Raw genomic sequence first — 26,320 nt, forward strand, 5'->3', positions numbered from 1 at the left:
AAGTCGGAACATACACGGCGTGATCCGCCTGCTCGGTGCCATGCTCGCCTTCCGCCGCCTCGCACGCGGCCGCCATCGCCATCCGCCGCTGGCCGCGGGCGCACCCGAGCCCGACGGCGGGGTGTCCGTCGTCGTGCCCGCGCGAAACGAGGAGCGGCGCCTGGCCGGCGTGCTCGAGCCGCTGCGCGGGGAGCCGGGCGTGGTCGAGGTCATCGTCGTCGACGACGAGTCGTCCGACGGGACGGCGGCGCTGGCGCGATCGCTCGGCGCGCGGGTCGTCGCGGGCGCTCCCGCGCCGCCCGGCTGGGCGGGCAAGACGTGGGCGCTGCACCAGGGCGTGCTGGCGGCGCGGGGAGCGTGGGTCGTCTCGCTCGATGCCGACACGCGGCCGAAGCGGGGCCTCATCGCAGCGCTGGTCGAGCGCGCCGCCGCCTACGACGTGCTGAGCGCCGGCCCGCGGTTCGTCGTCGAGTCGGCCGGGGAGCAGTGGCTGCACCCGTCGCTGCTGGCCACGATCGTCTACCGCTTCGGGCCCGGCGACGCGATCGGCGACCCGCCGCCGCTGCACCGCACCATCCTCAACGGCCAGTGCGTGGTCGTCCGGCGCGAGCCGTTCCTGCGCGTGGGCGGGTGGTCGCGCGTCGCGGGCTACATGACCGAGGACGTCGCGCTCGCGCGGTCGCTGCGCGCGATCGGCTGGCGGGTCGGCTTCGCGGACGCGGCGGACCTGCTCGAGGTGCGGATGTACGAGTCGCTGCGCGAGACGTGGCACGGCTGGGGGCGGTCGATCATCGATCCGGCGGTGAGCACGCCGCCGCGCGTCGCGCTCGACCTCGTCGTCGTGTGGGGCGCGATGGCGCTGCCGGTGCTGCGGCTGCTGACCGGCCGGGCGACCGCGCTCGACCGCGTGCTGGTGGCGGTGCGCTGCGCGTTCGTCGCGGCTCAGGCCCGCGGCTACCGGCCGCGCGGGCTCGCGTTCCTGCTCTCGCCGCTCGCCGATCCCGCGACCGCCGTGCGGCTCACGCTGTCGGTGCTGCGTCCTCCGCGCGAGTGGCGCGGGCGGGTCTACGCCGGAGGACGAACAGGACGCCGATGATGCACATGAGCCCGCCCGTCGCCGCCGCCTGCTCGACCGGGTAGAGGGCGAGCTGCCAGACCGGGAAGGTGAAGACGCCGACGCGCGCGAACGTCGCCGCGGACCGGCGCGCGACGCCGGCCGCGGTGCCGACGACTAGTGAGACGAGCGCGGCGAGCGGCGCGAGCGCGAACGCGCCGCCGACGAACGTCATGACCGACTTGCCGCCGTGGAACCGCGCGAAGACCGGCAGCGCGTGCCCGACCATCGCCGCCGCGACCGCGGCGTACGCCGTCCACACGTCGCCGAGCAGGTGGCCGACGACCCCGGCGAGCAGCCCCTTGAGGCCGTCGCCGAGGAACGCCGGCAGCGCCCTCCGCGGGCCCAGGTGGTCGAGCGCGTTCCATGCGCCGGGGTTGCCGTCGCCCACCGTGAGCAGGTCGACGCCGTGGCGGCGCGCCACGATGAGCGCAACTGGCACCGAGCCGAGCAGGTAGCCGATCACGCAGGCGAGGACGGTCTCCACCGCCGCCTAGCCTCGCAGGCCCTCGATGGCGCGGACGGTCCCCATCCGCCGCCTAGCCTCGCAGGCGCTCGATGGCGCGGACGGTCTCCATCCTCCGCCTAGCCTTGCAGGCGTCCCGTGGCGCTCGCCTCCTTCCATCTCATCCGGTACGGCCGGCCGGCCGCCCGCGCGGGGCTCTCGCGCATGGGCCTCGATCGCCCCCTCCTGCGCGCGACGCCGGGGCTGGCGTTCTGGAAGCTCCTCGGAACCGGCCGCGGGCGGACGATGACGGCGAGCGCCGACCTGCGCCGGTGGGCGCTCTTCGCCGTCTGGGAGACGGAACGCGACCTCGACGGGTTCCTGCGCGCCTCGCCCGTGGCGGCGCGGTGGGCGCAGCACGCCGAGGAGACGTACCACGTGCGGCTGGACCCGGTGCGCGCGCACGGGTCATGGAGCGGCCACCCGCTGTTCGCCGGGGCGGCGGGGCGACTGGAGGCCGACGAGCCGGTCGCGATCCTCACCCGCGCGACGATCAGCCCGCGGCGCCTCATGCCGTTCCACCGCGCGATCGCGCCGCCGACGCAGCGGCTCCTGCACTCGCCCGGCCTCCTGGCCTCGGTGGGCATCGGCGAGTGGCCGGTCGGGCGGCAGGCGACGTTCTCCATCTGGCGGGCGTTCGCCGACGCCCGCGCCTTCGCGTACGCCGACGACGTGCACCGCGACGTCATCCGCCGCACGCGCGAGGAGGGCTGGTACTCCGAGGAGCTGTTCGCCCGCTTCCGGCCGTACGGTGCGCGCGGCACGTGGGACGCCGCCGATCCGCTGAGCGCACGCTGATCAGCCGGCGCCGGCGATGCGCGCGGCCAGCATCCCGCTCAAGGCGACGAGCGGCAGGCCGCCGCCCGGATGCGCGGTCCCGCCGGCGCGCAGCACGTTCTCGGCGCCGCGAACCCGCGGCCCCGGCCGGCCGAGCGTCCCGAGCCGCCCGTGCGGCGCATCGCCGTAGATCGCCCCGCCGGCGGCCCCGGTCTCGCGCTCGAGGTCGGCGGGCGAGCGGACCGCGCGCACCTCCACCTCGCCGGGGTCGAGCCCCGCCGCGCGCAGCCGCGCGAGGAGGTGCTCGTCGTAGCCGTCCCACGCGTGCGCGGGCAGCCCGGCGGGCGCGTTGACGAGCACGAACCAGGTCTCGCCGCCGTCCGGCGCGTCTGTCGGGTCGGTGACGGTCGGGACGCTGACGTAGAGCGTGGGGTCCCGCACCGGCCGTCGCGCCGCGAAGACGTCGTCGAACTCCGCGTCGTACGAGCGCGGGAACGCGATCGTGTGGTGCCCGATTCCCGTCCGGCGCGGCACGCCCAGCATGAGCACGTAGCCGGAAAGGGACCGCTCGCGCCGGCGCCGCGGCGCCGCGCCGAGCAGGCGGTCAATCGCCGCCGCCTCGCCGTTCCACACCACCCAGTCCGCCCCGACGACATCCTCGCCCCCCGAGGTGCCTGGCACCGAGGTCCCGGGCGCCGCAACGACGTCTTCGCCCCCCGAGGTGCCTGGCTTTGAGGGCGTGGAGGCGATCGAGACGGCGGTGACGCGGTTGCCGGAGCGGCGCATGCCGGTCGCGGTCGTGTCGTAGGCGATCCGGCCGCCGAGGGTCTCGACGCGCCGGGCGAGGGCGAGGATCAGCTCGTGGATGCCGCCGCGGACGTGCCAGGCGCCGAAGGCGTGCTCGACGTAGCCGGCGACCGCCAGCGCGGCCGGGGCGCGCCGCGGGTCGGCGCCGGCGTATGTCGCGAACCGTTCGATGACGAGGAGCAGGCGGTCGTCGCGGGCGACGGACCGGGCGAGGCCGCGCAACGTCGACCACGGTCGCACGCGCAGCAGGTCGCGGGGATCGGGCGGCCGCTCGCCGGGTCCCGGGCGGCGTGGGGGCCACGGCGGCTCGCCGGTGAGGACGGGGACCGACGCGCGCCACATAGACGCGCAGACGCCGAGGAAGCGGGCCCAGTCGTCGCCGGCGCCGGGCGACCACGCCTCCAGCGCCTCGAGCGCGCGCGGAAGGTCCGCCGACAGCTCGACCGAGCTCCCGTCCGCGAACCGGTACGTGGTGACGGGCTCGACGCGGATGAGCTCCGGCAGCGCGTCGCCGAGCAGGTCGCGGAACACCCACGGCATCGTCAGCAGCGATGGGCCGGTGTCGAAGCGGTACCCGTCGCGCTCGAGCCGCCCGGCCTTGCCGCCCGGCGCAGGGCCCGCCTCGAGGACCGTCACGTCATGCCCGTCCTCCAGCAGCCGCACCGCCGCGGCGAGCCCGCCGACACCGGCGCCGACGACGACGACGCGGCTCATGCGCCCTCGCGCCGCCGGGCCACGAGCGCGGGGACCGCGAAGGCGCCCATCGCGGCGCCACCGGCGAGCGCGACCCGGGGACGGCGCCACAGGACCGTGTTGGCGAACGTCTCCCCGGCCCACGTCCAGATGTAGAGCGCGAGGGCGCCGTCACCGTCTCCGCGGGGGTCGTCGCCGGGATCCAGGACCGACCACGCGGCGAAGACGCCCGCCGCCGTGCCGACCCAGCCCGCGAAGTTCGAGAGCGGCACGTCCTCGTACGCGCCGCCGCCCGGCCAGGTCCAGTAGCCCTCGCGGACCATCCGCGGGTCGAGGAAGACGTCCCAGGCCGCCAGCGCGCCCGCGGAGACCACGATCCGCTGCAGCGGCGACCGCGCCACGAGCCCACCGACGACCCACGCCGGCCGGGCCATCATCGCCCACGCCGCCGCGGCGAGCAGCGGCACGCCGCGCACGCGCGGCCCGAGGCCGCCGCTGTACGTGTAGTGGCCGAACGGCTTCCCGGTGGCGACGCCGAGCAGCTCGGCGCCGAACCCGACGCCCCCGGCCGAGCCGAGCAGCGCCGCCGCCCGGCGGCCTCCGCGCGAACCGGCCGCCTCGGCGAAGGACGTCGCGAGAACCAGCAGCACGATCCCCCGCGTGGCCGCCACGCGTCGCGAGGCCGGCAGCCTCGAGTAGGCGACCTGGGCCGCGACGACGGAGGCGAAGAGCACGCGGAACACGGACCGCAGTGTGGCGCGAGGGCGAGCCGGGGCGCTCACGCCGAGAGGATCGACGCCGCGCCGCTCCCGACCACGCCGTTCCGCGCGGCGACGAGCAGCTTGCGCGACCGCGGGACGACGACGCGGCCCGCGCGGGCGCCGTAGCCCTCGCGCTCGATCTGCCGCAGGATCTCCCGGTACATCCCGGCCGCGGCGCGGATCGCCCGCCGGCCGCTCAGCAGCAGGTCGATGCCGCCGCAGCCCTCGTCGTACAGCGCGTCGGCGCGCGCGATCTGGTCGCGCAGCAGCGCCGCGCGGCGGCCCGGCGCCACCGATCCGAACCGCTCGACCGTCTCGCGCGCCAGGTAGATCCGCCCCGCGGCCATGTCCTCGTCGATGTCGCGCAGGATGTTCGTGCGCTGCATGGCCTTGCCCAGCGCGGCGGCGGCGCCGAGCGCATCGCTGCCCGGCCGCGTCCCCAGCACGGACGCCATCACGATCCCGACCGTCCCGGCGACGCGGTAGCAGTACGTGTCGAGCGCCTCCTCGGTGAGGATCGGCTCGCCCGCGAGGTCGTCGCGCATCCCGCGGCAGAAGTCGAGCAGCGCCCCGCGCGGCAGCCCGTACAAGCGGTCGAGCTCGTCGAGGATCAGCGCCTCGCGCGACACCGGGAACCCGCCGCGGCACCACGCCTCGACCGCCGCGACCGCCGCCTCGGCGCCCGGGTCGCCGAAGTCGACGAGGTCGTCGAGCGTGCGGAACACGAGGTAGAGCCGGTACACGTCGTCGCGGACCGCCCGCGGCAGCAGCCGGCAGGCGATCGAGAACGTCCGCGCCACCCGCCGCGTCGTCGTCCGCGCCTCGAGCAGCGTCGTGTCAGGAGCCGACACGGGCCACCTCCCTTCGCACGGACCGCGCGGGCCCGAAGTCGGACTGCACGAGCGACGCCGTGACCTCCGCGCCGAGGAGCACGCCGGGGATGCCCGCGCCGGGATGCGTGCCGCCCCCGACCTGGTAGAGGCCGCGCAGTCCCCGGTCGCGGTTCGGCGGCCGCAGCGCGGCGGACTGGTGCAGCGTCGGCTCGATCGCGAACGCGTTGCCGTCGACCGCGCCGAGCTCGGACGCGAAGTCGGCCGGGGTCATCCGGTGCTCGACCACCACCGACGCCGAGAGCCCGTCGAGCCCGAACGTCGTCTCGAGGTCGCGCACCAGCGCGTCGCGCAGCCGGTCCGCGGAGCCGCGATCCCACGCCACGCCCCGCGCACGCAGGTTCGGCACGGGCAGCAGCACGCAGACCGAGTCGCCGCCGCGCGCGGCCATCGCCGGCTCGGTCCGCGACGGCGCGTGGACGTAGGTGGAGAACGTCGACGGCAGCCTCCCGGTGCGCGTCACGTCGCGGATGAACGGCTTGAAGCCGCGTCCCACGAAGAGCGTGTGGTGCAGCAGCTTCGGGACCTGGCGATCCGTCCCGAGGTAGAGCAGGAAGCACGACATCGTCGGTCGCTGCCGCCTCACGGGCGGGCGCCGGCCGACGAGCTCGTGCGTCCGCAGCGCATCGGCGTTCGAGACGACCGCGTCGGCGGGCAGCGTCGTCCCGTCCGCGAGCGCCACGCCCGTCACGCGCCCGCCGCGGTGCAGCACGCGCGTCGCCGCGACCCCGCAGCGCACGTCGAGCGCCCGCGCCATCGCCTCGACGATCGAGTAGACGCCGCCGCGGGCGTACCAGACGCCGTCGAGGAACTGCAGGTACACGAGCGCCCCGTAGATCGCCGGCACCCGGAACGGATCGCCGCCGATGAACAGCGAGTGGAACGAGAAGGCCTCGCGGATGCGCGGGTGCGAGAAGTGCCGGCCGACCGCGTGCCACAACGGCGCCGCGGCGCCGAGCCGCAGCATCTTCGGCGTGAAGCGCGCGAGGTCCACCAGCGAGGAGAACTCCCGCCGGCCGGCCGCCAGGATGCCCTCCTCGTACACCGGCCGCATCGCGTCCATGAAGCCGTCGAACCGCGACGCGTCGCGCGGCGAGAACTTCGCGATCTCGCCCCGCATGCGATCGCGGTCGGCGACGAAGTCGAGGTGCTCGTCCTCGCCGTCCCAGAAGATCCGGTAGAAGGGGTCGAGCCGCTCGAGCGCCACCTCGCGGTGGAGGTCCATCCCGCCCGCGGCGAAGACGTCCTCGAGGACCCACGGCATCGTCACGAGCGACGGCCCGGTGTCCCACGTGAACCCGGCGTCGCGCAGCTGGTAGGCCCGGCCGCCGGGGCGGTCGCGCTGCTCGACCACGACGACGTCGTGACCCGCGCCCTGCAGGCGCAGCGCCGCGCCGAGCCCGCCGAGCCCCGCGCCGATCACGACGACCCTCATACGACGTGCGCTCCGTCGAGCGCGGACGCCGATTCGGCGCCACACGCCCACGTCGCGATGCGCAGCTGCTCGACCACCACGCCGAGCGCCTCGCCGGCCCGCCCCGCCTGCGCGGCGATGAGCAGCGGCCGCGCCAGGCCGGCCGCCGACGCGCCGAGCGCCAGGCACTTCGCGACGTCGACGCCGTCCTTCAGCCCGCCGCTCGCCAGCACGGGGAACCCGGGCGCGGCACGCACTGCCGACGTCACGGCCCGCGCAGTCGGGACGCCCCAGTCGCCGAACGCCGCCGCCACCGCGCCGGCCGACGGCGTCCGGCGCCCCTCGATCGTCGCCCAGTTCGTCCCGCCCGCGCCCGCGACGTCGACCGCGGCCGCGCCCGCGCGGCTCAGCTCCAGGACGTCGCGCGCGGACATGCCGAAGCCGACCTCCTTGACCACGACGGGCAGCGGCGCGAGCGCCTCCACGACCGCCGCGATCCGCTCCGCGGCGTCGGCGAAGTGCGGCTCGCCTTCCGGCTGCACCGCCTCCTGGACGGCGTTGAGGTGCACCGACAGCCCGTCGGCGCCGAGCAGGTCGACGAGCCGCTTCGCGCTCTCCGGGTCGAGCCCGACGACACCCAGGTTCGCGAGCAGCAGCGGCGGCCGCGGGCCGCGCCGGTAGGTGCTCAGCAGCCCGGGGTCCTCGAGCAATGCGCGGCCGGAGCCGAGCACCATCGCCGTCCCGTGCTCCACCGCCGCGCGGGCGAGCGCCTCGTTGATCGCCGCCGCCTCGGGCGTTCCGCCGGTCATCGCGCTCACCATGAGCGGCGCGCCCAGCTCGAAGCCGAGCAGCGTGGTCGCCAGCGAGACGTCGCCGAGGTCGCGCCCCGGCAGGGCGCGGTGCAGCAGCCGCACGGCCTCCAGGCCCGTGCTCGACCGGTGCTCGACGCCGCCGTCCGCGGCGATGGTGAGGTGCTCCGCCTTGCGGGCAGGGATCGGCATCGTCCCCGGGTGTACGCGCGGGGACGCCGTGAGGTTCAGTCGAGCGTTCGGAAGCCACGGTCGAGCAGCTGGCGCGCCTGCTTGCCCGGGTCGGGCGAGTGCAGGACGATCGCCGCGAGCCGCACGCCGCGCCGGCGCGCCGCGGCGACGAGGCAGCGCCCCGCGGCGTCGGTGAAGCCGGTCTTGATCCCCAGCACGCCCGGGTAGCCGCGCAGGACGAGCGGGTTGTGGTTCCACATCTCCGCGCGCCCGCCCTTGATCTGCATCGGCAGCCGGATCGTGCGCGTACGGACGATCTTCGCCAGCCGCGGCGTGTCGAGCAGCCGCCGCGCGATGACCGCGAGGTCAGCGGGGCACGAGCGGTTGCGGTCGCTCAGCCCCTCGACCGACGCGAAGCGCGTGCAGCGAAGGCCCATGGACGCGGCCCGCTCGTTCATCATCCGCACCATCCCGTTCAGGCTGCCGGCGACCCGGAAGGCGAGCGCCCGCGCCGCGTCGTTGCCCGAAGGCAGCAGCAGGCCGTAGAGCAGCGTCTCGGCCTTCACGCGCTTGCCCTTCGGAAGCACGCCGACGCCCGAGCCGCTGTAGTTCAGGACGGCCTTCGTGATGCGCGCCTTGTCGTCCGGCCCGAGGTGGTCGACGGCGACGAGCGCGGTCATCATCTTCGTCACCGACGCGATCGGCAGGGCGCGCGTCGCGTTGCGGCGCCACAGCACCTCGCCGGTGTCGACGTTGACGAGCAGGCCCGCGCGCGGGGGCTTCTTGAACGGCACGCGCAGGCGGTCGGGCACCGTCAGATCGACGGCCGACGACAGCGGGCCGAGCGCGGTCTGCCCGCCGGGCGCACGCGCGTCGACCGGCGGCGCAGCGGCCCGCGCAGGACCGCGCCCGCCGGGGCTGTCGGCGCGCACCGCCATGACGCCGAGGCCCAGCATCAGCGCGAGCACGACCACGGCGACGACGCGGCGCCGGCGGACCCGACGGCGTCGCTGCTCCTCGCGCCGTCGGCGCGGCGTGTCGAGGAACGGACCGCTCATCCCTGCGGAGGATCGCGCAACGCGCCGACGATGCCGAACCCGAACATCGCCAGGACGAGCAGCGAGGCGAGGGTCAGCACGTCCGGTCCGTTGCGCACGGCGACGACGATCGTCAGCACGGCGAGCAGGACGATGAAGAGCAGCGCCGCGACGAGCACCGGGTTGCGGTTCACACGCGGTACCTCGCGGGCGCCGACGGCCGCTCGCGCGTCGCGAGCACCCGCACCAGCAGGAGGCCGAACACGAACCCGCCGATGTGCGCGAAGTAGGCGACGCCGCCGCCCTCGCCGGCGCTGCCGTAGTCGAGCGCGGCGAACGCGAGCTGCTGGAGGAACCACAGGCCGAGCACGAGCATCGCCGGCAGCTCGACGATCGTGAAGAAGAGGACGATGAAGATGAGCGTGATGACCCGCGCCCGCGGGTGCAGGACGATGTACGCGCCGAGCACCGCGCTGACCGCGCCCGAGGCGCCGAGCGTCGGCGTCACCCCGTCGAGGTCGACGAGCGTCTGCAGCGCCATCGCCGCGACGCCGCCCGCGAGGTAGAAGAGCAGGTACTTCACCGGCCCCATGGCGTCCTCGACGTTGTTGCCGAAGATCCACAGGAACAGCATGTTGCCGCCGAGGTGCAGCAGGCCGCCGTGCATGAACATCGAGGTGAACACGGTCGGGATGTCGGCGACCGAGCCGGACGACGCGCACTCGCCGCTCAGCTCGCACGGGACGGCCGCGTAGTCGCTGACCGGCCACGCTCCCGCGGTGTTCGAGGTGACCTCCCAGCCGCCGTCCTGCAGGAAGAAGTAGACGAGCACGTTCGCGACGATGAGCGCGAGCGTGACGATCGGCAGCCGATCGGTCGGGATGTTGTCCTTGAGCGGGAACAAGCGGCGGAGCGGGCCGGGCTACTGCGCGGCCGCGAGCGGGCCGACGCCGGGCTGGTCGTGCTTGACCGCCTCGTCGGCGTGGTAGCTCGACCGCACGAGCGGGCCGGCCGCCACGTGCTCGAAGCCGAGCGCGTACGCCGCGTCCTCGAGCGCCTTGAACTCGTCCGGGTGCCAGTAGCGGACGACGGGGAGATGGCGCTCGCTCGGGCGGAGGTACTGGCCGACGGTGAGGAAGTCGACGCCGTGCTCGCGCAGGTCGCCGAACGCCTCGACGAGCTCCTCGTGCGTCTCGCCGAGCCCGACCATGAAGCCGGACTTCGTCCTGACCTCGCCCTCGCCCATCTCCTTGGCGTTGGAGAGCACGCGCAGCGAGCGGTGCCAGCGCGACCCGCGGCGCGCGACCGGGTACAGGCGCGGCGCGACCTCGACGTTGTGGTTGAAGACGTCGGGGCGCTCGGCGATGACGGTCGCCAGCGGCATCTCGTGGCCCTGGAAGTCGGGGGTGAGGACCTCGACCTTGCAGCTCGGCGCCTGGCGTCGGATCTGGCGGATGGTCGCGGCCCAGATGCGCGCGCCCTTGTCGGGCAGGTCGTCGCGGTCGACGCTCGTCACGACCGCGTAGCGCAGGCCCATCCGGGCGACGGAGCGGGCGACGCGCGCGGGCTCGAGCGGGTCGTTCCACGTCGGCTTGCCCGTCTTGACGTTGCAGAACCCGCAGCGGCGCGTGCACGTGTCGCCGAGGATCATGAAGGTCGCCGTCCCGCGCTCCCAGCAGTCGCCGATGTTGGGGCAGGCGGCCTCCTGGCAGACGGTGTGGAGGTTCTCCTCCTTGATCCGCCCCTGCAGCTCGAGGTACCGCTTCCCGCCGGGCGCCGGGACCTTGAACCACGGCGGCTTGCGCTCACGCAGCGGGCGGACCTCGCCGCCGAGCACCTTGAGGACGTCCATCCCGCCCGGGTTCGCCCGCGAGCGCGTCTGGTGCTTGCGAGGAGCGTCGGTGCTCACGTAGCCGAGACTAGCGAGCGGCTCAACCGGTCCCGCGACACCAGCCGCTGGCGCTTGTCGAAGGCCTCGGCGAACCGGAACGCCATGCGCTTGCGGAAGCAGTCCATGTCGGCGTCGCCGCGCTCGCGCTCGACCGACGTCATCGCGACGCCGGACAGGCCGCACGGGACGATCCACTCGAACGGCCGCAGGTCGGCGTCGACGTTCACCGCGAAGCCGTGCGTGCTCACGCCGCGCTGGATGTGCACGCCGATCGAGGCGATCTTGCGGTCCTCGACCCACACGCCCGTGTAGTCGCGGCCCTCGTCGGCGCGCGAGCGGGCGGCGATGCCCTCGTCGGCGAGCGCGGTGATCATCGCCCGCTCCATCGTGCGCACGAACGCGAGGACGTCGTCGACGGCCATGATCGGGTAGCCGACGAGCTGCCCGGGGCCGTGGTAGGTGACCTTGCCGCCGCGGTCGACGTCGACGACCTCGATGCCGGTGTCCATCGGCAGCTCGGACGGGTCGCTGCGGCGGCCGCGCGTGTAGACCGGGTCGTGCTCGAGCAGCAGAAGCAGGTCGGGCACCTCGCCGGCCTGCCGCGCCTCGCGCAGCTGGTGCTGCAGGGCGAGCGCGTCGCCGTACGACTGCCGTCCCAGCCGGCACACCCAGAGGTCGTCCCGCACGACCTCCAGTGTGGCACGCGCTCTACGTGTGGGCGAGGGCCTCGGCGGCCTCGGACCGCGAGCTCACGCCGAGCTTGCGGAAGCAGGCCGACAGGTGGCTCTTGACCGTGCTCTCGGCGAGGAACAGCTCGTGCGCGATCTGCGTGTTCGTGTAGCCCTGCACCGCCAGGTCGAGCACCTGCTTCTCGCGCATGGAGAACGTCGGCGCCACCGCGTGGCGGCGCAGCGACGTCGGCACCGCGATGAGCCCGGCGCGAACCGCCGCGATGGCCGCCGGCAGCGTGCGATGGACCTGGTCGGCGTACACGTAGCCGCAGGCGCCGTTGCGCAGCGCCTTGTCGACCGGGCGCCGGCCGGTCGCCGACGACACGACGACGATCGGCACCTCGGGGACGGCGTTGCGCAGCTCGATCAGCTCCCGCGGTGCCTCGAGCAGCGTCGGGTCGAAGGCCAGCGCGATGGCGCCGGGTCGTTCAAGGCCGCAGAGCAGCGCAGCCTCCTCTCCGCTGACCGCCTCGAAGGCGACGGTCATCCCAGCGAAGGAGAGCGCTTCGCGCATCGCCTCCCGCACGGCCGCGTTGCGACCACCGATCACCACGCTCGTCGACCCCATGTCGGACACAACGGAGGCGGCTGCGGTTCCTTGCGGTGTTCGTGGCAATGGGCGCGAACGCCCTACTCTCCGGTCGATGGCGACCGAGTCGCTGTGGCGGGCACGACTGCGCTGGCGCTGGCGGGGCGCCCTCCTGTGGCCCCTCTTCGGGCTGCTCACGATCGCCGACGCGGTGTTCCTCGGGCAGTTCCCGCTGGCCGGCGACCGCGGCACCGATCTGGTGCCGGCGCTGCTCCTGGCGGGCTTCTTCAACCTGCTCGCGGTCGCCGTCGTGGGGCCGCTCGCCGCGATCCCGCTGCGGCGCCGGCGCCCCGACCTCCCGCGGGTCGTCGCGCAGGACTACACGGGCCGGGTGGCGCTGCTGTGCGTGTCGGCCGGGCTGCTCGCGGGCGGGCTCGCGCACGACGCGGGACGCGACGCCGAGCGGCGCGACGCGACCGCGGCGCTGCTCGCCGGGCGTTCGTTCGCGCACCGCAACGCGCCGGCCGAGTTCCGCCGCCATCCGGAGCAGGCGACGGTGCTGCGCGTCGACGAGGACCTCTACCGCACCTGCTCGCCGGGTCCGGACCCGAAGCGGTGGTTCTGCGTGCTCGTCCGGACCGACACGACGCCGCCCGGCATCAAGGTCGACGAGAACCGCGAATCGAACGAATCGCTCAGCCGGACCGCAGGGTTCTGACGTGATTCAAGGAACCCGGAGGTCGTGACGATGAGGTGGATGTGCGGGTAACGCGAGCGTTCGTCGCGAGCTGCGGTGCGGGCATGTCCCTCGTCGCTGCTTCGGTGACCTTGCTCTTCCTCATCAGCGCCGCCGTCGCCGTGCGGGGCTGGCCGGGGATCGACCCCGAGGACGACGTCACCCGGATCGTCCTCAGCGACGTGCCGCTGGCCACGCCGGCCGCAGCCGCTGCCGGCGCCCGCGCCGCCAGCGCTCCGGGCGCCGCCCTGCGCCCGCGCCGACCGGCCGCGGCCCCGATCGTGCTCGGCCGCACCCCCGCGCGACGGCCTTCCGTGGAACGCCGCACGTCGGTCCTTCCCACGACCGGCACGGCGCCGCAGCGCCCCGCGACGGCGACGCCCACCACGGCGCCCACTCCGGCTTCCGACCTTCCCGGCACGCCCGTCCCGAAGCCGGACACGCCGGCGACGCCCGATGTCTCACCTGCCGTCGAGCAGACGACATCGGCCGTCGCCGGCACCGTCCAGCAGGCCGGCGACGCCGCCGGCGCCGCTGCGGACCAGGTCGTGCCGAGCAGCGGCGACCCCGTGCGCGGGACGGCCGGCGCGGTGGCCGACACCGTTCGGAACACCGGGCGCGCCGTGCAGCAGGTCGACGACGTCGTCGGCGGCACGGTCGCCGTGCTGCAGCAGCAGCAGCCCTAGAGCGCCATCCCGAGCGGCTCCTCGAGCAGCTCGCGCACCCGGCTCAGGAACTGGCCCGCGTCCGCGCCGTAGAGGATCCGGTGGTCGCAGACGAGCGTCATCTTCATGACGTTCCGCACCACCACCTCGCCGTCGCGCACCACCGGCGTCGGGACCATCGAGCCGACGGCGAGGATCGCCGCCTGTGGCGGGTTGATGACGGCGGTGAACTCGGTGACGCCGTACATGCCGAGGTTCGAGACGGTGAACGTGCCGCCCGACAACTCGGGCGGCGTGATCGTGCCGTCGCGGACCCGCGCGGCGAGCTTGCGGGTGTCGCGCGCGATCGTGCCGAGGTTCTTGAGGTCGGCGTCGTGGATCGTCGGGACGACGAGCGAGTCCTGCGCCGCGACGGCGACGCCGATGTTGACGCGCGAGTAGAGCTCGTAGCGGCCGTCCCGGTACGCGCCGTTGGCCCGCGGGAACTCCTTGAGCGCCATCGCCACGGCCTTGACGACCATGTCGTTGTACGACGGCGCGATCCCGTCCTCGCCGGCGGCGCGCTTGAGCTCCTCGCGCAGCTCGACGCAGCGCTCCATGTCGACCTCGGTCTGGACCGTGAAGTCCGGGACGGTCGCCCGCGACTCCGCCATCCGCCGCGCGACGATCTGCTGCGTCCGCGTCAGCTCCTCGATCCGCACGTCGCCCTTCGCGGTCCCGCGCTCGGCGACGTCCGGCTCGGACTTCGGCGGCGGCGCCGCGGACGCCGCCGCAGCCGGCGTCGGCTCGTGCTCCTCGGCCTCCTTCGCCGGCGCCTTCTCCTCCGCGCCCTCCACGTCGGACTTGATGATCCGCCCACCCGGACCGGTCCCCTCGACCGACGCGAGATCGACGCCCCGCTCCTTCGCGATCCGCCGCGCAACCGGAGACGCCTTCACCCGCTCCCCATCACCCGCGCCGTTCGAAGAGGCCTCGTCGTCCTCGTCGCCGTCCCCTTCGTCCTCTTCGCCGGCGGGAGGCGAGTCGTCTCCGCCCTCCTCTTCGCCGCCCTCGTCCTCTTCGCCGCCGCCCTCCTCCTCTTCGTCGGCGCGCGGAGAGGAGTCGTCGCCCTCCTCGTCTTCGCCGCCCTTCTTCTCCTCGCCGGCCGAAGAGGAGTCGTCGCCGGCCGAAGACGACTCGCTCGCCTCGCCGATCTTCGCGATCACCTCGCCGATCGCGAGGGTGTCCCCCTCGGAGGCGACCGGGGTGAAGATCCCGTCGGCGTCGGCCTCGTAGGTGAGGGTGGCCTTGTCGGTCTCGATCTCCGCGAGCTCGTCGCCCTTCTTGACCTCGTCGCCCTCCTGCTTGAGCCAGCGCAGGATGGTCCCTTCCTCCATCGAGTCCGAGAGACGGGGCATCACGACGTCGGGCAACGGGCTCTCCTCACAGGTCCCGGAACGTTCCGAGGACCGCTTCGATGATCTGCGGCTCGTGGGGGAAGGCGATCTGCTCGAGCGGCCTCGAGTAGGGCATCGGCAGGTCGGCGCCGGTCACGCGGGCGACGGGCGCGTCGAGGTGGTCGAACGCCTGCTCCTGGATGAGCGCCGCGAGGTTCGCGCCGACACCGCCGTGCGGCCAGCCCTCCTCGACGATGACCGCGCGGTTGGTCTTCTCGACCGACTGCAGGATCGTGTCGAGGTCGAGCGGGCGCAGCGTGCGCGGATCGATGACCTCGGCCTCGATGTCGTGCTCGGACGCGAGCGTCTCCGCCGCCTTCTCGGCGGTCAGCGCCATGCGCGAGATGCCGACGATCGTCACGTCGCCGCCCTCGCGCGCGACCCGCGCCTTCCCGAACTCGACGAGGTGGTCGTCGTCGTCGGGCACCTCGCCGCGCTGCCCGTACAGCGACTCGTGCTCGATGAAGACGACCGGGTTGTCGTCGCGGATCGCCGCCTTCAGCAGCCCCTTCGCATCGGCCGCCGTGGTGGGCACGGCGACGAGCAGCCCGGGCACGTGGAGGTAGAGCGCCTCGAACGAGTGCGAGTGCGTCGGGCCGAGCTGGTGCCCGGCGCCCTGCGGCATGCGCACCACCATCGGCACCTTGACCGCTCCGCCGAACATGTAGTGGATCGCGGCGGCGTGGTTGACGATCTGGTCCATCGCCAGCAGCGAGAAGTTGATCGTCATGAGCTCGACGACCGGCCTCAGCCCGCCCATCGCCGCGCCGACCCCCATCCCGACGATCGTGTTCTCGGAGATCGGCGTGTCGCGGACGCGCTTCTCGCCGTAGTCCTTCAGCAGCCCGTTCGTGACCTTGAACGCGCCGTTGAAGACGCCGATGTCCTCGCCCATAAGGAAGACGCGCTCGTCGCGGTCCATCTCCTCGCGCAGCGCCGCGTTGAGCGCCTCGCGGTAGCGGAGCTCGGCCACCTACTCGTCTCCCGGCGAGTCCTCGGCGTCGCCGCCGCTGTTGCTCGCCTCGCGGTGGCCGGCGGCGCGGGCGCCGAGCTCGCCCATCGAGCGCTCGTCCTCACCGCGGTGGACGCCCTCGCCGCGGGTGTCGACGGAGTGCCAGCCCTTGACCTGGTCGCCGAGCACGTAGATGTGGTCGTAGAGCGACTCGGGCGGCGGGAAGTCCGACTCGTCGGCGAACTGCACCGCCTCGTCGACGCGCGCGACGGCCTCCTCGTCGAGCTTCGACAGCTCGTCCTCGGAGAGCACGCCCTCGTCCACCAGGCGCTTGCCGAAGGTCTCGATCGGGTCGCGCTTGCGCCACTCCTCGACCTCCTCCTTCGACCGGTACTCCTCGGGGTCGGCCATCGAGTGCCCGCGGAAGCGGTACGTCTCGGCCTCGACGAGCACCGGCTTGCGCTCCTCCCGCGCGAGGCGCACGGCCTCCCGCGTCGCCTCGTACGTCGCGACCGGATCCATGCCGTCGCAGTCGAAGCCGGGGACGCCGAAGGACTCGCCCTTGAGCTTGAGGTCGGTGACCGCGGAATGGCGCTCGACCGCGGTGCCCATGCCGAAGCGGTTGTTGGTGACGAGGAAGACGATGGGCAGCTTCCACAGCGCGGCGAGGTTCATCGTCTCGCCGAACGTGCCCTGGTTCGACGCGCCGTCGCCGAACACGCACAGCGTCACGTCGTCCGTTCCCTGGTAGTCGGACGCGAGCGCCAGGCCGGCGCCGAGCGGCAGGTTGCCGCCGACGATCCCGTAGCCGCCCATGAACCGCTTCTCGTGGTCGAACATGTGCATCGACCCGCCGCGGCCCTTCGAGCAGCCGGTCTCCTTGCCGAAGAGCTCCGCCATCACGGCGTTCGGGTGCGTCCCGCGGGCGAGCGCGTGGCCGTGCGAGCGGTACGTCGAGATCAGGTAGTCCTCGTCGCGCAGCGCGCGGACCGACCCCATGATCGTCGCCTCCTCGCCGATCGCGAGATGCAGGAACCCGCCGACCTTCGCCTTGGCGTACATCTCGCCGGCGCGCTCCTCGAAGCGGCGGATGAGGACCATCGCGGTGAGCCACTCACGCGCCTGATCGGGCTCCGGGAGCTCGTGGTCCTGCGAACGATCGGCGACGCGCTCTGCCATCCGTCGTGGCGCACACTAGCGCGGCTCGGCGGGTAGTCGAGACGATGTGCTCACGTGCTCCGCGGACACCACGGCCAGCCCCGAGCGGGCATGGGAGCTGCTGGCTCGCCCGGCGCTCTGGTCGCAGTGGGCGCCGCACCTGCGCGGCGCGTGGGGGCTGGGGGAGCCGGAGGTCCGCGAAGGAGCGTTCGGCGCCGCCCGGCTGCTCGGCGTCGTGCCGATCCCGGCCCGGATCACCGCGAAGGAGCCGGGTCGCTCGTGGACGTGGCGCGTCGGCCCCGCCGAGCTCGTGCACCGGGTGGAGCCGCGCCCCGGCGGCGCGACCGTCGCCGTCGACATCATCGCGTCGCCGGCCGTCGAGGCGGCGCTGAAGGTGACCTACGCGCCGGTCGTGCAGCTGCTCGTGCGCAACCTCGCCCGGGTGGCCGATCGGGGTCGGACACCCCCTACGACCCGGGTCTGATCTTGCGCGAACACCGGGGACACCCCCGATGTACGCCGTGGGTGGTGGGGCGATCGTCCCGGCCATGCCCGCTCCCCGCTCCCTCCTCGCCATCGCCGCCACCGCGCTCGCCGTCGGCGCCGCCGCCGACGTCGCGTCGGCCGACTCGATCTCGTACATCAAGGACGGCAACGTCTGGCTGACGACGCCCGACGGCGCGCGGCAGTTCCAGGTCACGGACTCCGGCGCGTACAGCTACGCCTCGCAGGCCGACGACGGGACGATCATGGCGCTGACCGGTGAGACGCTCCATCGTCTGGACCGGCTCGGGAACGTGACCGCGGAGCTCCAGACGCCGGTCTCGGACGGCCCGCCGCCCGCATCGGCGCCCGACTCGAAGGACACGTCGACGAACTACTTCCACGGGCCGTTCGACCCGGAGATCTCGCCCGACGGCTCGAAGGTCTCCTACACGTACTACTGGCAGCACTACTCGTACAACCCGATCCTCAACGTGATGGAGAACCGGCTGGAGAGCGGGACCGCGATCACGCACCCCGACCGGCTCACGGCGTGGGACGAGTTCGGCGGCAACCTGACCGGCTGGAAGGACGGGTCGTGGATCGACGACGACTCGCTGATGCGCTCCGACGCGGGCGTCCCGCTGTCGGAGCACGCGGTCGTCAACGACGGGATCGCGGCGGGCGGCAAGAGCACGCTCGTGCGCTGGTTCCGCGAGGGCATCATGGGCTCGTGGGACGTCAAGGACCCGGAGCTGTCGCGTGACGGGTCGAAGCTCGCGGCGGTCGCGAGGGAGCCCTCGCCCGTCGACTGGCACATCCGCGTCTACCGCACGAACGGCGTGATCCCGGCCGAACCCGAGGCGTGCTTCCGCATCACGCCCGAGGGCAAGCACGACTCGAAGGAGACGGCGCCGGCGAGCCCGTCGTGGTCGCCCGATGGCACCGGCCTCGCCTACTCCGACGCGGAGGGCGTGCAGGTCGTCACCGGCGTCGACCTGAGCGGCGCCTGCGCGCTGCCGGCCGGCGCGGCGCTGAAGGTGATCGTGCCCGGCGCCAAGCAGCCCGACTGGGGTCCCGCCGACGTCCCGGCGAGCCGCCCGGCGAAGCCCGCGGCGCCCGCCGCCCCGGTCGCCGCCCCGCAGGCCCCGGTCGCCGCTCCCACCACGGGCGCCGCGGCGGGCCGCGTGACGGCGTCGTCGCTGCGCCGCACCTCGAAGGGCCTCGCGGTGAGGGTCGTCGCCCCCGGCGCCGGGACGCTCGCCGTGACGGTGAAGGGCGCCGGCAAGGCCCGCGCGAAGGTCGCGAAGGCCGGGCCGAAGACGCTGACGATCCGCCTCGCGGCGAAGAAGCGCCGCGCGCTGCGCGGCAAGCTCGCCACCACCGTCACCTTCAGCCCGAACGCCGGAGGCGCCGCCCAGACCGCCAAGAAGCGGCTGGCCGTCCGCTAGCGCAACAACGGGGTCAGGCACCGTGCGTGCGCGGCACTTCGCTCACGCTGCCGTCGACCCACAGCGCGGGCGTGCTCGTCACGCCGCGCTCGACCGCAAGCGCCGTCGCCTCCTCGAGGCGGCGGCGCGTCGCCTTGCTGTCCGCTCCGATCAGCAGCGCGCGCGGGTGCAGCTCGACCGCCGCGCCCGCGATCAGCACCGTCGCCTCGTCGTCGAGCCCCTTGCCGCCGTTGAACGCCTGGCGGAACGCGGCGAGCGCGAACCCGACCGCCTTGCCGCCGCCCTTCGCGAACGTCGCCGCGCGCTGGGCGAGCGACGAGTCGAACGGGAACGACGCCGGCCACCGGACCCCCGGCAGCGCCTGCGCCGCGGCCGCGCGCTCGACGTCCTCGCGGTAGGACGCCTCCTCCTCCGCGCAGCGGAACGCGGGGTCGAACGGCAGCTCGACTGGGATCCACTCGCACGGCTGCTCGACGACCTGCAGGACGCGCTCGGCCGCGAGCCACGCGTCCGGCGAGGAGAGATCGAAGTAGAAGGCGCGCCCCGCCGGCTCCTCCGCCGGGGCGAGGTCGACGACGGTGTGGCTACCCGTGGATGAGCCAGCCATCGGCGTCGCGCGCGGCCTCCATGACCGCCTCGCTCAGCGTCGGGTGGCCGTGCACGATGCGCGCGACCTCGCTGTAGCCGCCCTCGAGCTCGCGGACGTTGACGAGCTCCTGGATGAGCTCCGTCGCGCGCGTCCCGACGATGTGGCCGCCCAGCAGCTCGCCGTACTTGCGCTCGCCGACGACCTTCACGAGGCCCGTGCGGTCGCCGTAGACCGTGCCGGCGCCGACCGCGCCGTACTGCAGCTTGCCGACGACGACGTCGTAGCCGGCGTCCTTGGCCTGCTGCTCGGTGAGGCCGAACGAGCCGACGTTCGGCGTGCAGAACGTCGCGCGCGGGATGTCGACGTGGGTGAGCGGGTGGGTCTCGTTCCCGGCCGCGTCCTCGGCCGCGATGATGCCCTCGTCCGACGCCTTGTGGGCGAGCGCGGGGCCCGCGACGAGGTCGCCGATCGCGTACACGTTCTCCTTCGACGTGCGCAGCGCGCCGTCGACGGCGATGAGCCCGCGGTCGTCGAGCTCGATGCCCGCCGCGTCGAGGCCCAGCGCCTCGACGTCCGGCCCGCGGCCGGCCGCGATGACGAGCCAGTCGACCTTGCCCTCGTTGTCGCCGTAGGTGAAGGTCACGCCGTCGTCGCCGCTCTTGACGTTCTCGACGAGCGTCTTCGTGAGCACCTTCATGCCCTGCTTCTTCAGACCGCGCTCGACGAGCTTCGAGATGTCCGGGTCCTCGGTCGGCAGCACGCGGTCGAGCGCCTCAAACAAAAGCACCTCGGTGCCGAGCCGCGCGTAGGCCGACGCGATCTCGCTGCCCGACGCGCCGGCGCCCACGACGGCCAGGGAACCCGGGAGCTCCTCGAACGCCCACGCCTCCTCCGTGCCGATGACGCGCCCGCCGAACTCCGTGCCGGGGATCGGCTTCGGAACCGACCCGGTCGCGATGATGACCTTGCCCGCCCCGATCTCGCTCTCGCCGACCTTGACGTTCCCGTCCGCGGTCAGCGCGCCGACGCCCTCGATGACGTCGATGCCGTTCTTCTTGAAGAGCCCCGCGACGCCGCCCGTGAGGGTCTTGATGACCTTCTTGCGGCGGTCGCTGACGGCGCCGAAGTCGACGCTCGGCTCGGCGACGGTGATGCCGAAGTCGCCGGCCTCGCGAACCTCGGTGAGGATGTCGGCCGAGCGGAGGACGGCCTTGGCGGGGATGCACGCGACGTTCAGGCAGCGGCCGCCGACCTCTCCCTTCTCGACCACGGCCGTCTTCATGCCGAGCTGGGCCGCGCGGATCGCCGCGACGTACCCGCCCGGTCCGGAACCGATGACGATGCAGTCGTAGGAGCTCTCGGGCATGGGGCAGGAATCTAGCCGCGTGCCGGCATCTGCAAGCGAGCCATCGCTCGGATGAGCTTCCAGAACAACAAACCGCCCAGGACGAGGATCGCCACGTAGGCGATCCCGGCGAGCACGTCCTTGACCACGAAGACGTTCAGCGCGGCGATGACGAGGACGAGCGCGAGCAGGGTCTGGAAGCCGATCACCGCCCAGTACCGCGCCCGCCACATGCCGATCGCGGCGGCGGCCATCAGCCCGGCGAAGACGAAGGTCCCGCCGGCCGCGGGCTTCCTCCCGTCGACCTCGACGCCGGCCGCCCAGAGGACGACGTTCGCGATGGCGATGAGGGCGGCGACGATCGCCGCGACGGTGACGGCGCCCGGCCGCTCGCCCGCTGCGAGCGGCTCGAGCTCCGCGCGGAGCTGCTCGTCGCGCTCGCGGCCGCGGGCGTATCCGCGCCGCATCGCGTCGCCCGGCGAGGGCTCCTCCGCGGGATCGCGCCGCTTCCGGCTCCGCTGGCCCATCTAGACCATCACCTCCAGCCGGTGGCGAAGCGCGCGCGTCGCCGCGCCGGGATCGTCCGCCTCGGCGATCGCGCGGACGACGACGACGCGGGCCGCGCCGGCGTCGAGCACCGGGCCGATCGTGTCGGCGTCGATCCCGCCGATCGCGAACCACGGCACGGTCGCCGTCTCCGCCGCGTGGCGCACCGGAGCCAGACCGATCGCCGGCCGTCCTTCCTTGGTCGGCGTCGCGTGTACCGGGCCGACGGCGAAGTAGTCGACGCCGCCCGCCGCGTCGGCCTGCGCCTCGGAATGGGTCGAGAGCCCGACGATCCGGTCGTCGCCGACGACCGCGCGGGCTTCGGCGACCGGCGTGTCGTCCTGGCCGACGTGCACCCCGTCCGCACCGGCCGCCGCGACGAGGTCGGGACGGTCGTTGAGGATGAACGTCGCGCCGTGCTCGTCGCACAGCGCGCGCGCCTGCTCGGCGTGGCGGAGGACGACGTCGTCGGGCCCGTCCTTCTCGCGCAGCTGGAAGACGTCGACGCCCGCGGCGAGCGCCGGGCGCAGCACGTCGGCAAGCGGCCGCCCGCCGGGACGGCAGCCGCAGACGAAGTAGAGCCGAGCAGTCGCGAGACCTTGCACTAGCCTTCAGCGTGACACGGGAGCCCGCGACGCGGGCTGAGAGGGCACAGCGCCGACCGTCACGACCTGATCCGGATCATGCCGGCGAAGGGAGACCTCTTGACCTCCACTCATCACCCGAAGACCGCAGAGCCGCTGACCGTCGTGGGCGGCGGGATCGTCGGCCTCTCGATCGCGTACCGGGCGCAGCAGGCGGGGTGGGACGTCGTCGTCTACGACCGCGGCGGCGACGGGGCGTGGCGTGTCGCGGCGGGGATGCTGGCGCCGGTCTCGGAGGCGGAGTTCTCGAACCCGGAGCTGCTGGAGCTCGGGCTCGAGGCGGCGGCGGCGTGGCCGGCGTTCGCCGCGGAGCTCGGCGTGCCGATGCACACGGCGGGAACGCTGCACGTCGCACGCGACCGCGACGAGGCCGAGGCGCTCGAACGCGAGGCGGCGTTCCGCGAGCGGCTCGGCCTGCCGGTGGAGCGTCTGCGGCCGAGCGCGGCGCGGCGGCTCGAGCCCGCGCTGGCGCCTGCGATCCGCGCCGCGCTCGAGGTGCCCGGCGACTTCGCGGTCGACCCGCGCGCGGTCGTCGCCGCCTTGAAGGAACGGGTTCCCGTCGAGACCCGCGAGATCACGAGCCTCGACGAGATCGACGGCGAGGTCGTCGTCGCCGCGGGCGCGTGGACCGGCGCGCTCGCCGACGTGCCCGTCCGGCCGGTGAAGGGCCAGACGCTGCGCCTGCGCGACCCCGGCCACCGCGACGACGCCCCGCTCGTCGCCCGGGTGCTGCGCTTCGAGGGCGGCTACCTCGTTCCGCGCGGCGACGGCCGGTACGTCCTCGGCGCGACGATGGAGGAGCGCGGCTTCGACACCACGGTCACGGCCGGCGGGCTGTTCGAGCTCCTACGCGACGCCACCGAGATCGTCCCCGGCCTGTCCGAGCTCGTCGTCGAGGAGACCATCGCCGGCCTGCGCCCCGGCTCGCCCGGCAACCTCCCGATCGTCCGCCGGGAGGGCCGCGTGACGATCGCGACCGGCCACTTCCGCAACGGCGTGCTCCTCGCGCCGGCGACCGCCCGCCAGGTCGTCGAGACGCTCGGGCTGGTGACGGCGTGACCGCGATCGTGGTGAACGGGCGGCCGGAGACGGTCGCCGACGGGACGACGATCGCCTCGCTGCTCACGCATCTCGAGGTGCCGGCGGAGGGCCGCGGCGTGGCGGTCGCGGTCGATGCGGAGGTCGTGCCGCGCGGCGAATGGCCGCGCCATCACCTCCAAGACGGCGCGCAGGTCGAGGTCGTCACCGCGGTGCAGGGAGGTTGACCGAGACGTGCTGACGATCGCCGACCGCACGTACACGAGTCACCTCATCCTGGGGACCGGGTTCCCGACGCTGGATCTGCTCGAGACCGCGATCTCGGCGACCGAGGCGGAGCTCGTGACCGTCGCGCTGCGGCGCGTCGACACCGTCGGGCGCACCGGGCTCGTCGACGTGCTCGACCGGGCCGGCGTCGACGTCCTGCCGAACACCGCCGGCTGCTACACGGCGCGCGACGCCGTCATCACCGCGAAGCTCGCCCGGGAGGCCTTCGGGACGGACTGGATCAAGCTCGAGGTCATCGGCGACGACCGTACGCTGCTGCCCGACGCGCCCGAGCTGCTGCTCGCTGCCGAGGAGCTCGTCGAGGCCGGCTTCACCGTGCTGCCCTACACGACCGACGACCCCGTGCTCGCGCGCCGCCTCGAGGACGTCGGCTGTGCGGCCGTCATGCCGCTCGGGTCGCCGATCGGCAGCGGCATGGGCATCCGCAACCCGTACAACCTCAGCCTCATCGTCGAGCAGGCCGGCGTGCCGGTGATCCTCGACGCGGGCGTCGGCACGGCGAGCGACGCGGCGCTGGCGATGGAGCTCGGCTGCGACGGCGTCATGGCCGCCAGCGCGATCGCCAAGGCGCAGGACCCGATCGCGATGGGGCGGGCGATCGCGCTCGCCGTCCAGGCGGGGCTGCTCGCCCGCGGCGCCGGGCGCATCCCGCGGCGCCGCTACGCCGAGGAGTCGACGACCAGCGAAGGGGTGCCGCAGTTCTGAACGCCATCGACGACCTCTTCGACGCCTGGGACGCGGCATGGGCGAGCAAGGACCCCGGCGCGTTCGCGCCGCTCTGCACGCCCGACGTCCACTACGAGGACCCGCTGCTACCCGAGCCCGTCGACGGCCCGCAGGCGCTCGCCGCCCACGTGCAGCAGATGTGGGAGGCGTTCCCGGACGTGCGGATCGAGCGCACCGGCCCGCTCATGATCGGCGACCGCCACGTCAGCGACCCGGTCAAGCTCGTCGCGACGCACCGCGGCGAGCTCGAGGGCCTGCCCGCGACCGGCCGCTTCGTCGTCGTGCACGCCGTCTTCGTCTGCGAGCTCGCCGAGGAGGAGGAGCGCATCTTCCGCGTCCGCACGTTCCTCGACGCCTACCACGCCGGGGTGCAGCTCGGGATCCTCCCCGAGCGGGGGTCGCTGGGCGGCAAGGCGCTGCTCATGCTGCGCGGCTTCGGCCTTCGCTCGCGCCAGTAGGGACCGGCCGAACGGCCGATCCCGGGCGCTCCCTTGCTCAACTCCCGGGCCCAGCGGCCGACGTACGCGTACATGGCCACCGACACCGCTACCCGTCACCGCCTGGTCACGCGCTCCGATTTCGATGGCCTGGTCTGCGCCGCGCTGCTGAAGCGGCTCGGCATGCTCGAGGACATCCTCTTCGTCCATCCCAAGGACATGCAGGACGGCAAGATCGAGCTCCGCCCGACGGACATCACCACGAACCTCCCGTACGTCCCCGGCGTCCACCTCGCCTTCGACCACCACGACTCCGAGCTCGAGCGCCTCGGCGAGGAGTCGCCCGCCAACCACATCATCGACCCGAACGCCCGCTCCGCGGCGCGGGTCGTCTACGACCACTTCGGCGGCGACGGCACGTTCGGCGGCAGCCCCTGGTACGAGATCCTCGCGGCGGTCGACAAGGCCGACTCGGCGAACTTCAGCGAGGCCGAGATCCTCGAGCCGACCGGCTGGATCCTCCTCAGCTTCCTCATGGACCCGCGGACCGGCCTCGGCCGCTTCCGCGACTTCCGCATCTCGAACTACCAGCTGATGATGCAGCTGATCGACGCGTGCACCGAGCTCAGCGTCACGGAGATCCTCCGCACGCCCGACGTCGCCGAGCGCGTCGAGCTGTACCACGCGCATGCCGCGCGCGCCGTCGAGCAGCTGCGCCGCTGCGCGCGCGTCGAGGGCGACGTCGTCGTGCTCGACCTCCGCAACGAGGAGGTCATCCACCCGACGAACCGCTTCATGATCTACGCGCTCTTCCCGCAGACGCGCGTCTCGGTCCACGTGCTCTGGGGCCTCAAGCAGCAGAACACGGTCTTCGCCTGCGGCAAGTCGATCATCGACCGCACCTCGCCGGTCGACATCGGCGAGCTGATGCTGCGCTACGGCGGCGGCGGTCACGTCGCGGCCGGCACCTGCCAGGTGCCCAACGACGAGGCGGCGGCGATCGAGCCGCAGCTCGTCGAGCAGCTCCGCGGCCGCTAGGCGATCTCGAGCCGCAGGGGGCGGTGGTCCGACAGCGGGCCGGCGTCGAGCGTCGTTCCCGCTCCCTGCGCGGCGCGCCCGCGCAGCAGCACGTGGTCGACCCCATGCGACGCCGCGCGCGTGAAGCCGGGCGGAGCGGGGTCGCCGATGTTGAAGTCGCCGCCCCACACGACCGGCGCCTCCCCGGCCCATCGGGTGATGGCGTCCGCGGCGCGCGCGACGTCGGCGAGCGCCCGCGCGCGCGGCTCCTGCTTCGACGCGTGCACGTTGGCGACCCAGACGCCGGCGGGTTCGAGCCGCACGGCGTGCACCACGCGCCGCTCGGGCCGGCGGGTGAGCAGGAGCTTCCGGTGCTCGGCGATCCGTGCGCCGCGCACGAGGATCGCGTTGCACCCGCCACCGCCGGACTTGATGAGGTCGGGGGCGAGCACCGCGATCGCCTTGCGCACCGGCAGGAACGCGTTGCGGCTCGTCAGCGCCATGCGCATCGACGCGCCGCAGGCGCGGGCGAGGGGGAGCGGCCACCACGGCGGAACCTCCTGCAGCATCGCGACGTCCCAGTCCCACCCGGCGAGCGCCGCGGTGAACTCCGGCCGCAGGTCGCGCCCGGCCGGCGGCCGCGAGCGGCCGTGGAAGAGGTTCCAGGTCAGCGCTGTCAT

At 73.9% G+C, this 26,320-nt stretch carries 31 protein-coding genes and 1 riboswitch; of the genes, 11 read left to right on the forward strand and 20 right to left on the reverse strand.

Going from position 1 to position 26,320, the window contains the following annotated elements; genetic code table 11:
- Window positions 1-19 precede the first annotated feature (19 nt).
- Window positions 20-1,096 (forward strand): glycosyltransferase family 2 protein, encoded by a 1,077-nt coding sequence (locus AC1UE4_RS21920; RefSeq protein ID WP_482919459.1) that lies wholly within the window; start codon window positions 20-22, stop codon window positions 1,094-1,096.
- On the opposite strand, the gene AC1UE4_RS21925 is transcribed toward AC1UE4_RS21920, so the two are convergent.
- The gene (locus tag AC1UE4_RS21925; RefSeq protein ID WP_482919460.1) at window positions 1,020-1,601 is read right to left on the reverse strand and encodes a glycerol-3-phosphate acyltransferase; all 582 of its coding nucleotides are present in this window, start codon (window positions 1,599-1,601) and stop codon (window positions 1,020-1,022) included. The genes AC1UE4_RS21920 and AC1UE4_RS21925 overlap by 77 nt on opposite strands.
- A 117-nt stretch (window positions 1,602-1,718) precedes the next feature.
- Between AC1UE4_RS21925 and AC1UE4_RS21930 the strand changes: the two genes are divergently transcribed.
- Window positions 1,719-2,417, forward strand: a complete 699-nt coding sequence (locus tag AC1UE4_RS21930; RefSeq protein WP_482919461.1) for a spheroidene monooxygenase — start codon at window positions 1,719-1,721, stop codon at window positions 2,415-2,417.
- On the opposite strand, the gene AC1UE4_RS21935 is transcribed toward AC1UE4_RS21930, so the two are convergent.
- The 11 genes from AC1UE4_RS21935 to AC1UE4_RS21985 are packed head-to-tail and all read right to left on the reverse strand — an operon-like array spanning window position 2,418 to window position 12,087.
- The gene (locus AC1UE4_RS21935; RefSeq protein ID WP_482919462.1) at window positions 2,418-3,917 is read right to left on the reverse strand and encodes a phytoene desaturase family protein; all 1,500 of its coding nucleotides are present in this window, start codon (window positions 3,915-3,917) and stop codon (window positions 2,418-2,420) included.
- Window positions 3,914-4,639, reverse strand: a complete 726-nt coding sequence (locus AC1UE4_RS21940) for a carotenoid biosynthesis protein (RefSeq protein WP_482919463.1) — start codon at window positions 4,637-4,639, stop codon at window positions 3,914-3,916. Before AC1UE4_RS21940 ends, AC1UE4_RS21935 begins: the two co-directional genes overlap by 4 nt.
- Window positions 4,640-4,674: 35 nt before the next feature.
- Window positions 4,675-5,508, reverse strand: coding sequence for a phytoene/squalene synthase family protein (locus tag AC1UE4_RS21945; RefSeq protein WP_482919464.1), 834 nt, complete (start codon window positions 5,506-5,508; stop codon window positions 4,675-4,677).
- A complete protein-coding gene (gene crtI, locus AC1UE4_RS21950) occupies window positions 5,495-6,982 on the reverse strand; it encodes a phytoene desaturase family protein (RefSeq protein ID WP_482919465.1) in 1,488 nt (495 codons plus the stop codon). The genes AC1UE4_RS21945 and crtI overlap by 14 nt, the downstream gene beginning before the upstream one ends.
- On the reverse strand, window positions 6,979-7,962 hold the full coding sequence (gene fni, locus AC1UE4_RS21955) for a type 2 isopentenyl-diphosphate Delta-isomerase (protein WP_482919466.1): 984 nt from the start codon (window positions 7,960-7,962) through the stop codon (window positions 6,979-6,981). The genes crtI and fni overlap by 4 nt, the downstream gene beginning before the upstream one ends.
- A 35-nt stretch (window positions 7,963-7,997) precedes the next feature.
- Window positions 7,998-8,999, reverse strand: coding sequence for a D-alanyl-D-alanine carboxypeptidase family protein (locus AC1UE4_RS21960; RefSeq protein ID WP_482919467.1), 1,002 nt, complete (start codon window positions 8,997-8,999; stop codon window positions 7,998-8,000).
- The gene (locus AC1UE4_RS21965; RefSeq protein WP_482919468.1) at window positions 8,996-9,172 is read right to left on the reverse strand and encodes a hypothetical protein; all 177 of its coding nucleotides are present in this window, start codon (window positions 9,170-9,172) and stop codon (window positions 8,996-8,998) included. Before AC1UE4_RS21965 ends, AC1UE4_RS21960 begins: the two co-directional genes overlap by 4 nt.
- Entirely contained in the window at window positions 9,169-9,882 is a 714-nt protein-coding gene (locus tag AC1UE4_RS21970) for a rhomboid family intramembrane serine protease (protein WP_482919469.1), read from the reverse strand. Before AC1UE4_RS21970 ends, AC1UE4_RS21965 begins: the two co-directional genes overlap by 4 nt.
- Before the next feature lie 18 nt (window positions 9,883-9,900).
- Window positions 9,901-10,830, reverse strand: a complete 930-nt coding sequence (gene lipA, locus AC1UE4_RS21975; protein WP_482919805.1) for a lipoyl synthase — start codon at window positions 10,828-10,830, stop codon at window positions 9,901-9,903.
- 53 nt (window positions 10,831-10,883) lie between these two features.
- A complete protein-coding gene (lipB, locus tag AC1UE4_RS21980; RefSeq protein ID WP_482919470.1) occupies window positions 10,884-11,555 on the reverse strand; it encodes a lipoyl(octanoyl) transferase LipB in 672 nt (223 codons plus the stop codon).
- 22 nt (window positions 11,556-11,577) lie between these two features.
- Window positions 11,578-12,087 (reverse strand): LuxR C-terminal-related transcriptional regulator, encoded by a 510-nt coding sequence (locus AC1UE4_RS21985; protein WP_482919471.1) that lies wholly within the window; start codon window positions 12,085-12,087, stop codon window positions 11,578-11,580.
- Window positions 12,088-12,244: 157 nt separating this feature from the next.
- Between AC1UE4_RS21985 and AC1UE4_RS21990 the strand changes: the two genes are divergently transcribed.
- Window positions 12,245-12,847: a hypothetical protein gene (locus tag AC1UE4_RS21990; protein ID WP_482919472.1), complete on the forward strand. Its 603-nt coding sequence runs from the start codon at window positions 12,245-12,247 to the stop codon at window positions 12,845-12,847.
- Window positions 12,848-12,930: 83 nt separating this feature from the next.
- Window positions 12,931-13,551 carry a hypothetical protein gene (locus AC1UE4_RS21995; protein WP_482919473.1) on the forward strand — a complete coding sequence of 207 codons (621 nt, stop codon included), beginning with the start codon at window positions 12,931-12,933 and terminating at the stop codon, window positions 13,549-13,551.
- Here AC1UE4_RS21995 and AC1UE4_RS22000 read toward each other — a convergent pair.
- From AC1UE4_RS22000 to pdhA, 3 genes are read right to left on the reverse strand one after another with little or no spacing between them, the layout of a single operon-like run.
- The gene (locus AC1UE4_RS22000; protein WP_482919474.1) at window positions 13,548-14,906 is read right to left on the reverse strand and encodes a dihydrolipoamide acetyltransferase family protein; all 1,359 of its coding nucleotides are present in this window, start codon (window positions 14,904-14,906) and stop codon (window positions 13,548-13,550) included. The genes AC1UE4_RS21995 and AC1UE4_RS22000 overlap by 4 nt on opposite strands.
- 46 nt (window positions 14,907-14,952) lie before the next feature.
- Window positions 14,953-15,939, reverse strand: a complete 987-nt coding sequence (locus AC1UE4_RS22005) for an alpha-ketoacid dehydrogenase subunit beta (protein ID WP_482919475.1) — start codon at window positions 15,937-15,939, stop codon at window positions 14,953-14,955.
- Window positions 15,940-17,097, reverse strand: a complete 1,158-nt coding sequence (gene pdhA, locus AC1UE4_RS22010; protein WP_482919476.1) for a pyruvate dehydrogenase (acetyl-transferring) E1 component subunit alpha — start codon at window positions 17,095-17,097, stop codon at window positions 15,940-15,942.
- Window positions 17,098-17,143: 46 nt separating this feature from the next.
- On the opposite strand from pdhA, the gene AC1UE4_RS22015 reads away from it, so the two are divergent.
- The gene (locus tag AC1UE4_RS22015; RefSeq protein WP_482919477.1) at window positions 17,144-17,560 is read left to right on the forward strand and encodes an SRPBCC family protein; all 417 of its coding nucleotides are present in this window, start codon (window positions 17,144-17,146) and stop codon (window positions 17,558-17,560) included.
- Between the two features lie 64 nt (window positions 17,561-17,624).
- The gene (locus AC1UE4_RS22020; RefSeq protein ID WP_482919478.1) at window positions 17,625-19,010 is read left to right on the forward strand and encodes a TolB family protein; all 1,386 of its coding nucleotides are present in this window, start codon (window positions 17,625-17,627) and stop codon (window positions 19,008-19,010) included.
- A 13-nt stretch (window positions 19,011-19,023) separates the two neighbouring features.
- On the opposite strand, the gene AC1UE4_RS22025 is transcribed toward AC1UE4_RS22020, so the two are convergent.
- The 4 genes from AC1UE4_RS22025 to thiE are packed head-to-tail and all read right to left on the reverse strand — an operon-like array spanning window position 19,024 to window position 22,095.
- Window positions 19,024-19,617: a DsbA family protein gene (locus AC1UE4_RS22025; protein ID WP_482919479.1), complete on the reverse strand. Its 594-nt coding sequence runs from the start codon at window positions 19,615-19,617 to the stop codon at window positions 19,024-19,026.
- Window positions 19,595-20,965, reverse strand: a complete 1,371-nt coding sequence (gene lpdA / locus AC1UE4_RS22030; protein ID WP_482919480.1) for a dihydrolipoyl dehydrogenase — start codon at window positions 20,963-20,965, stop codon at window positions 19,595-19,597. The genes AC1UE4_RS22025 and lpdA overlap by 23 nt, the downstream gene beginning before the upstream one ends.
- Window positions 20,966-20,976: 11 nt before the next feature.
- Window positions 20,977-21,471: a hypothetical protein gene (locus AC1UE4_RS22035; RefSeq protein WP_482919481.1), complete on the reverse strand. Its 495-nt coding sequence runs from the start codon at window positions 21,469-21,471 to the stop codon at window positions 20,977-20,979.
- Window positions 21,472-22,095 (reverse strand): thiamine phosphate synthase, encoded by a 624-nt coding sequence (thiE, locus tag AC1UE4_RS22040; RefSeq protein ID WP_482919482.1) that lies wholly within the window; start codon window positions 22,093-22,095, stop codon window positions 21,472-21,474. It abuts the gene before it with no gap.
- A 6-nt stretch (window positions 22,096-22,101) separates the two neighbouring features.
- A riboswitch (TPP riboswitch) is annotated at window positions 22,102-22,205 on the forward strand.
- On the opposite strand from thiE, the gene thiO reads away from it, so the two are divergent.
- The 5 genes from thiO (at window position 22,195) to AC1UE4_RS22065 (ending at window position 25,661) form a co-directional block, all read left to right on the forward strand.
- The gene (thiO, locus tag AC1UE4_RS22045; protein ID WP_482919483.1) at window positions 22,195-23,193 is read left to right on the forward strand and encodes a glycine oxidase ThiO; all 999 of its coding nucleotides are present in this window, start codon (window positions 22,195-22,197) and stop codon (window positions 23,191-23,193) included. (Overlaps the previous riboswitch by 11 nt.)
- A complete protein-coding gene (gene thiS / locus AC1UE4_RS22050; RefSeq protein WP_482919484.1) occupies window positions 23,190-23,399 on the forward strand; it encodes a sulfur carrier protein ThiS in 210 nt (69 codons plus the stop codon). Before thiO ends, thiS begins: the two co-directional genes overlap by 4 nt.
- Before the next feature lie 7 nt (window positions 23,400-23,406).
- Window positions 23,407-24,165, forward strand: coding sequence for a thiazole synthase (locus AC1UE4_RS22055; RefSeq protein WP_482919485.1), 759 nt, complete (start codon window positions 23,407-23,409; stop codon window positions 24,163-24,165).
- A gap of 5 nt (window positions 24,166-24,170) precedes the next feature.
- Window positions 24,171-24,644, forward strand: a complete 474-nt coding sequence (locus AC1UE4_RS22060) for an ester cyclase (RefSeq protein ID WP_482919806.1) — start codon at window positions 24,171-24,173, stop codon at window positions 24,642-24,644.
- 72 nt (window positions 24,645-24,716) lie between these two features.
- Entirely contained in the window at window positions 24,717-25,661 is a 945-nt protein-coding gene (locus AC1UE4_RS22065; RefSeq protein WP_482919486.1) for an exopolyphosphatase, read from the forward strand.
- Here AC1UE4_RS22065 and AC1UE4_RS22070 read toward each other — a convergent pair.
- Window positions 25,658-26,320: an endonuclease/exonuclease/phosphatase family protein gene (locus tag AC1UE4_RS22070; RefSeq protein WP_482919487.1), complete on the reverse strand. Its 663-nt coding sequence runs from the start codon at window positions 26,318-26,320 to the stop codon at window positions 25,658-25,660. The two genes, AC1UE4_RS22065 and AC1UE4_RS22070, sit on opposite strands and share 4 nt — an antisense overlap.

This window comes from Parviterribacter kavangonensis, assembly GCF_056863335.1.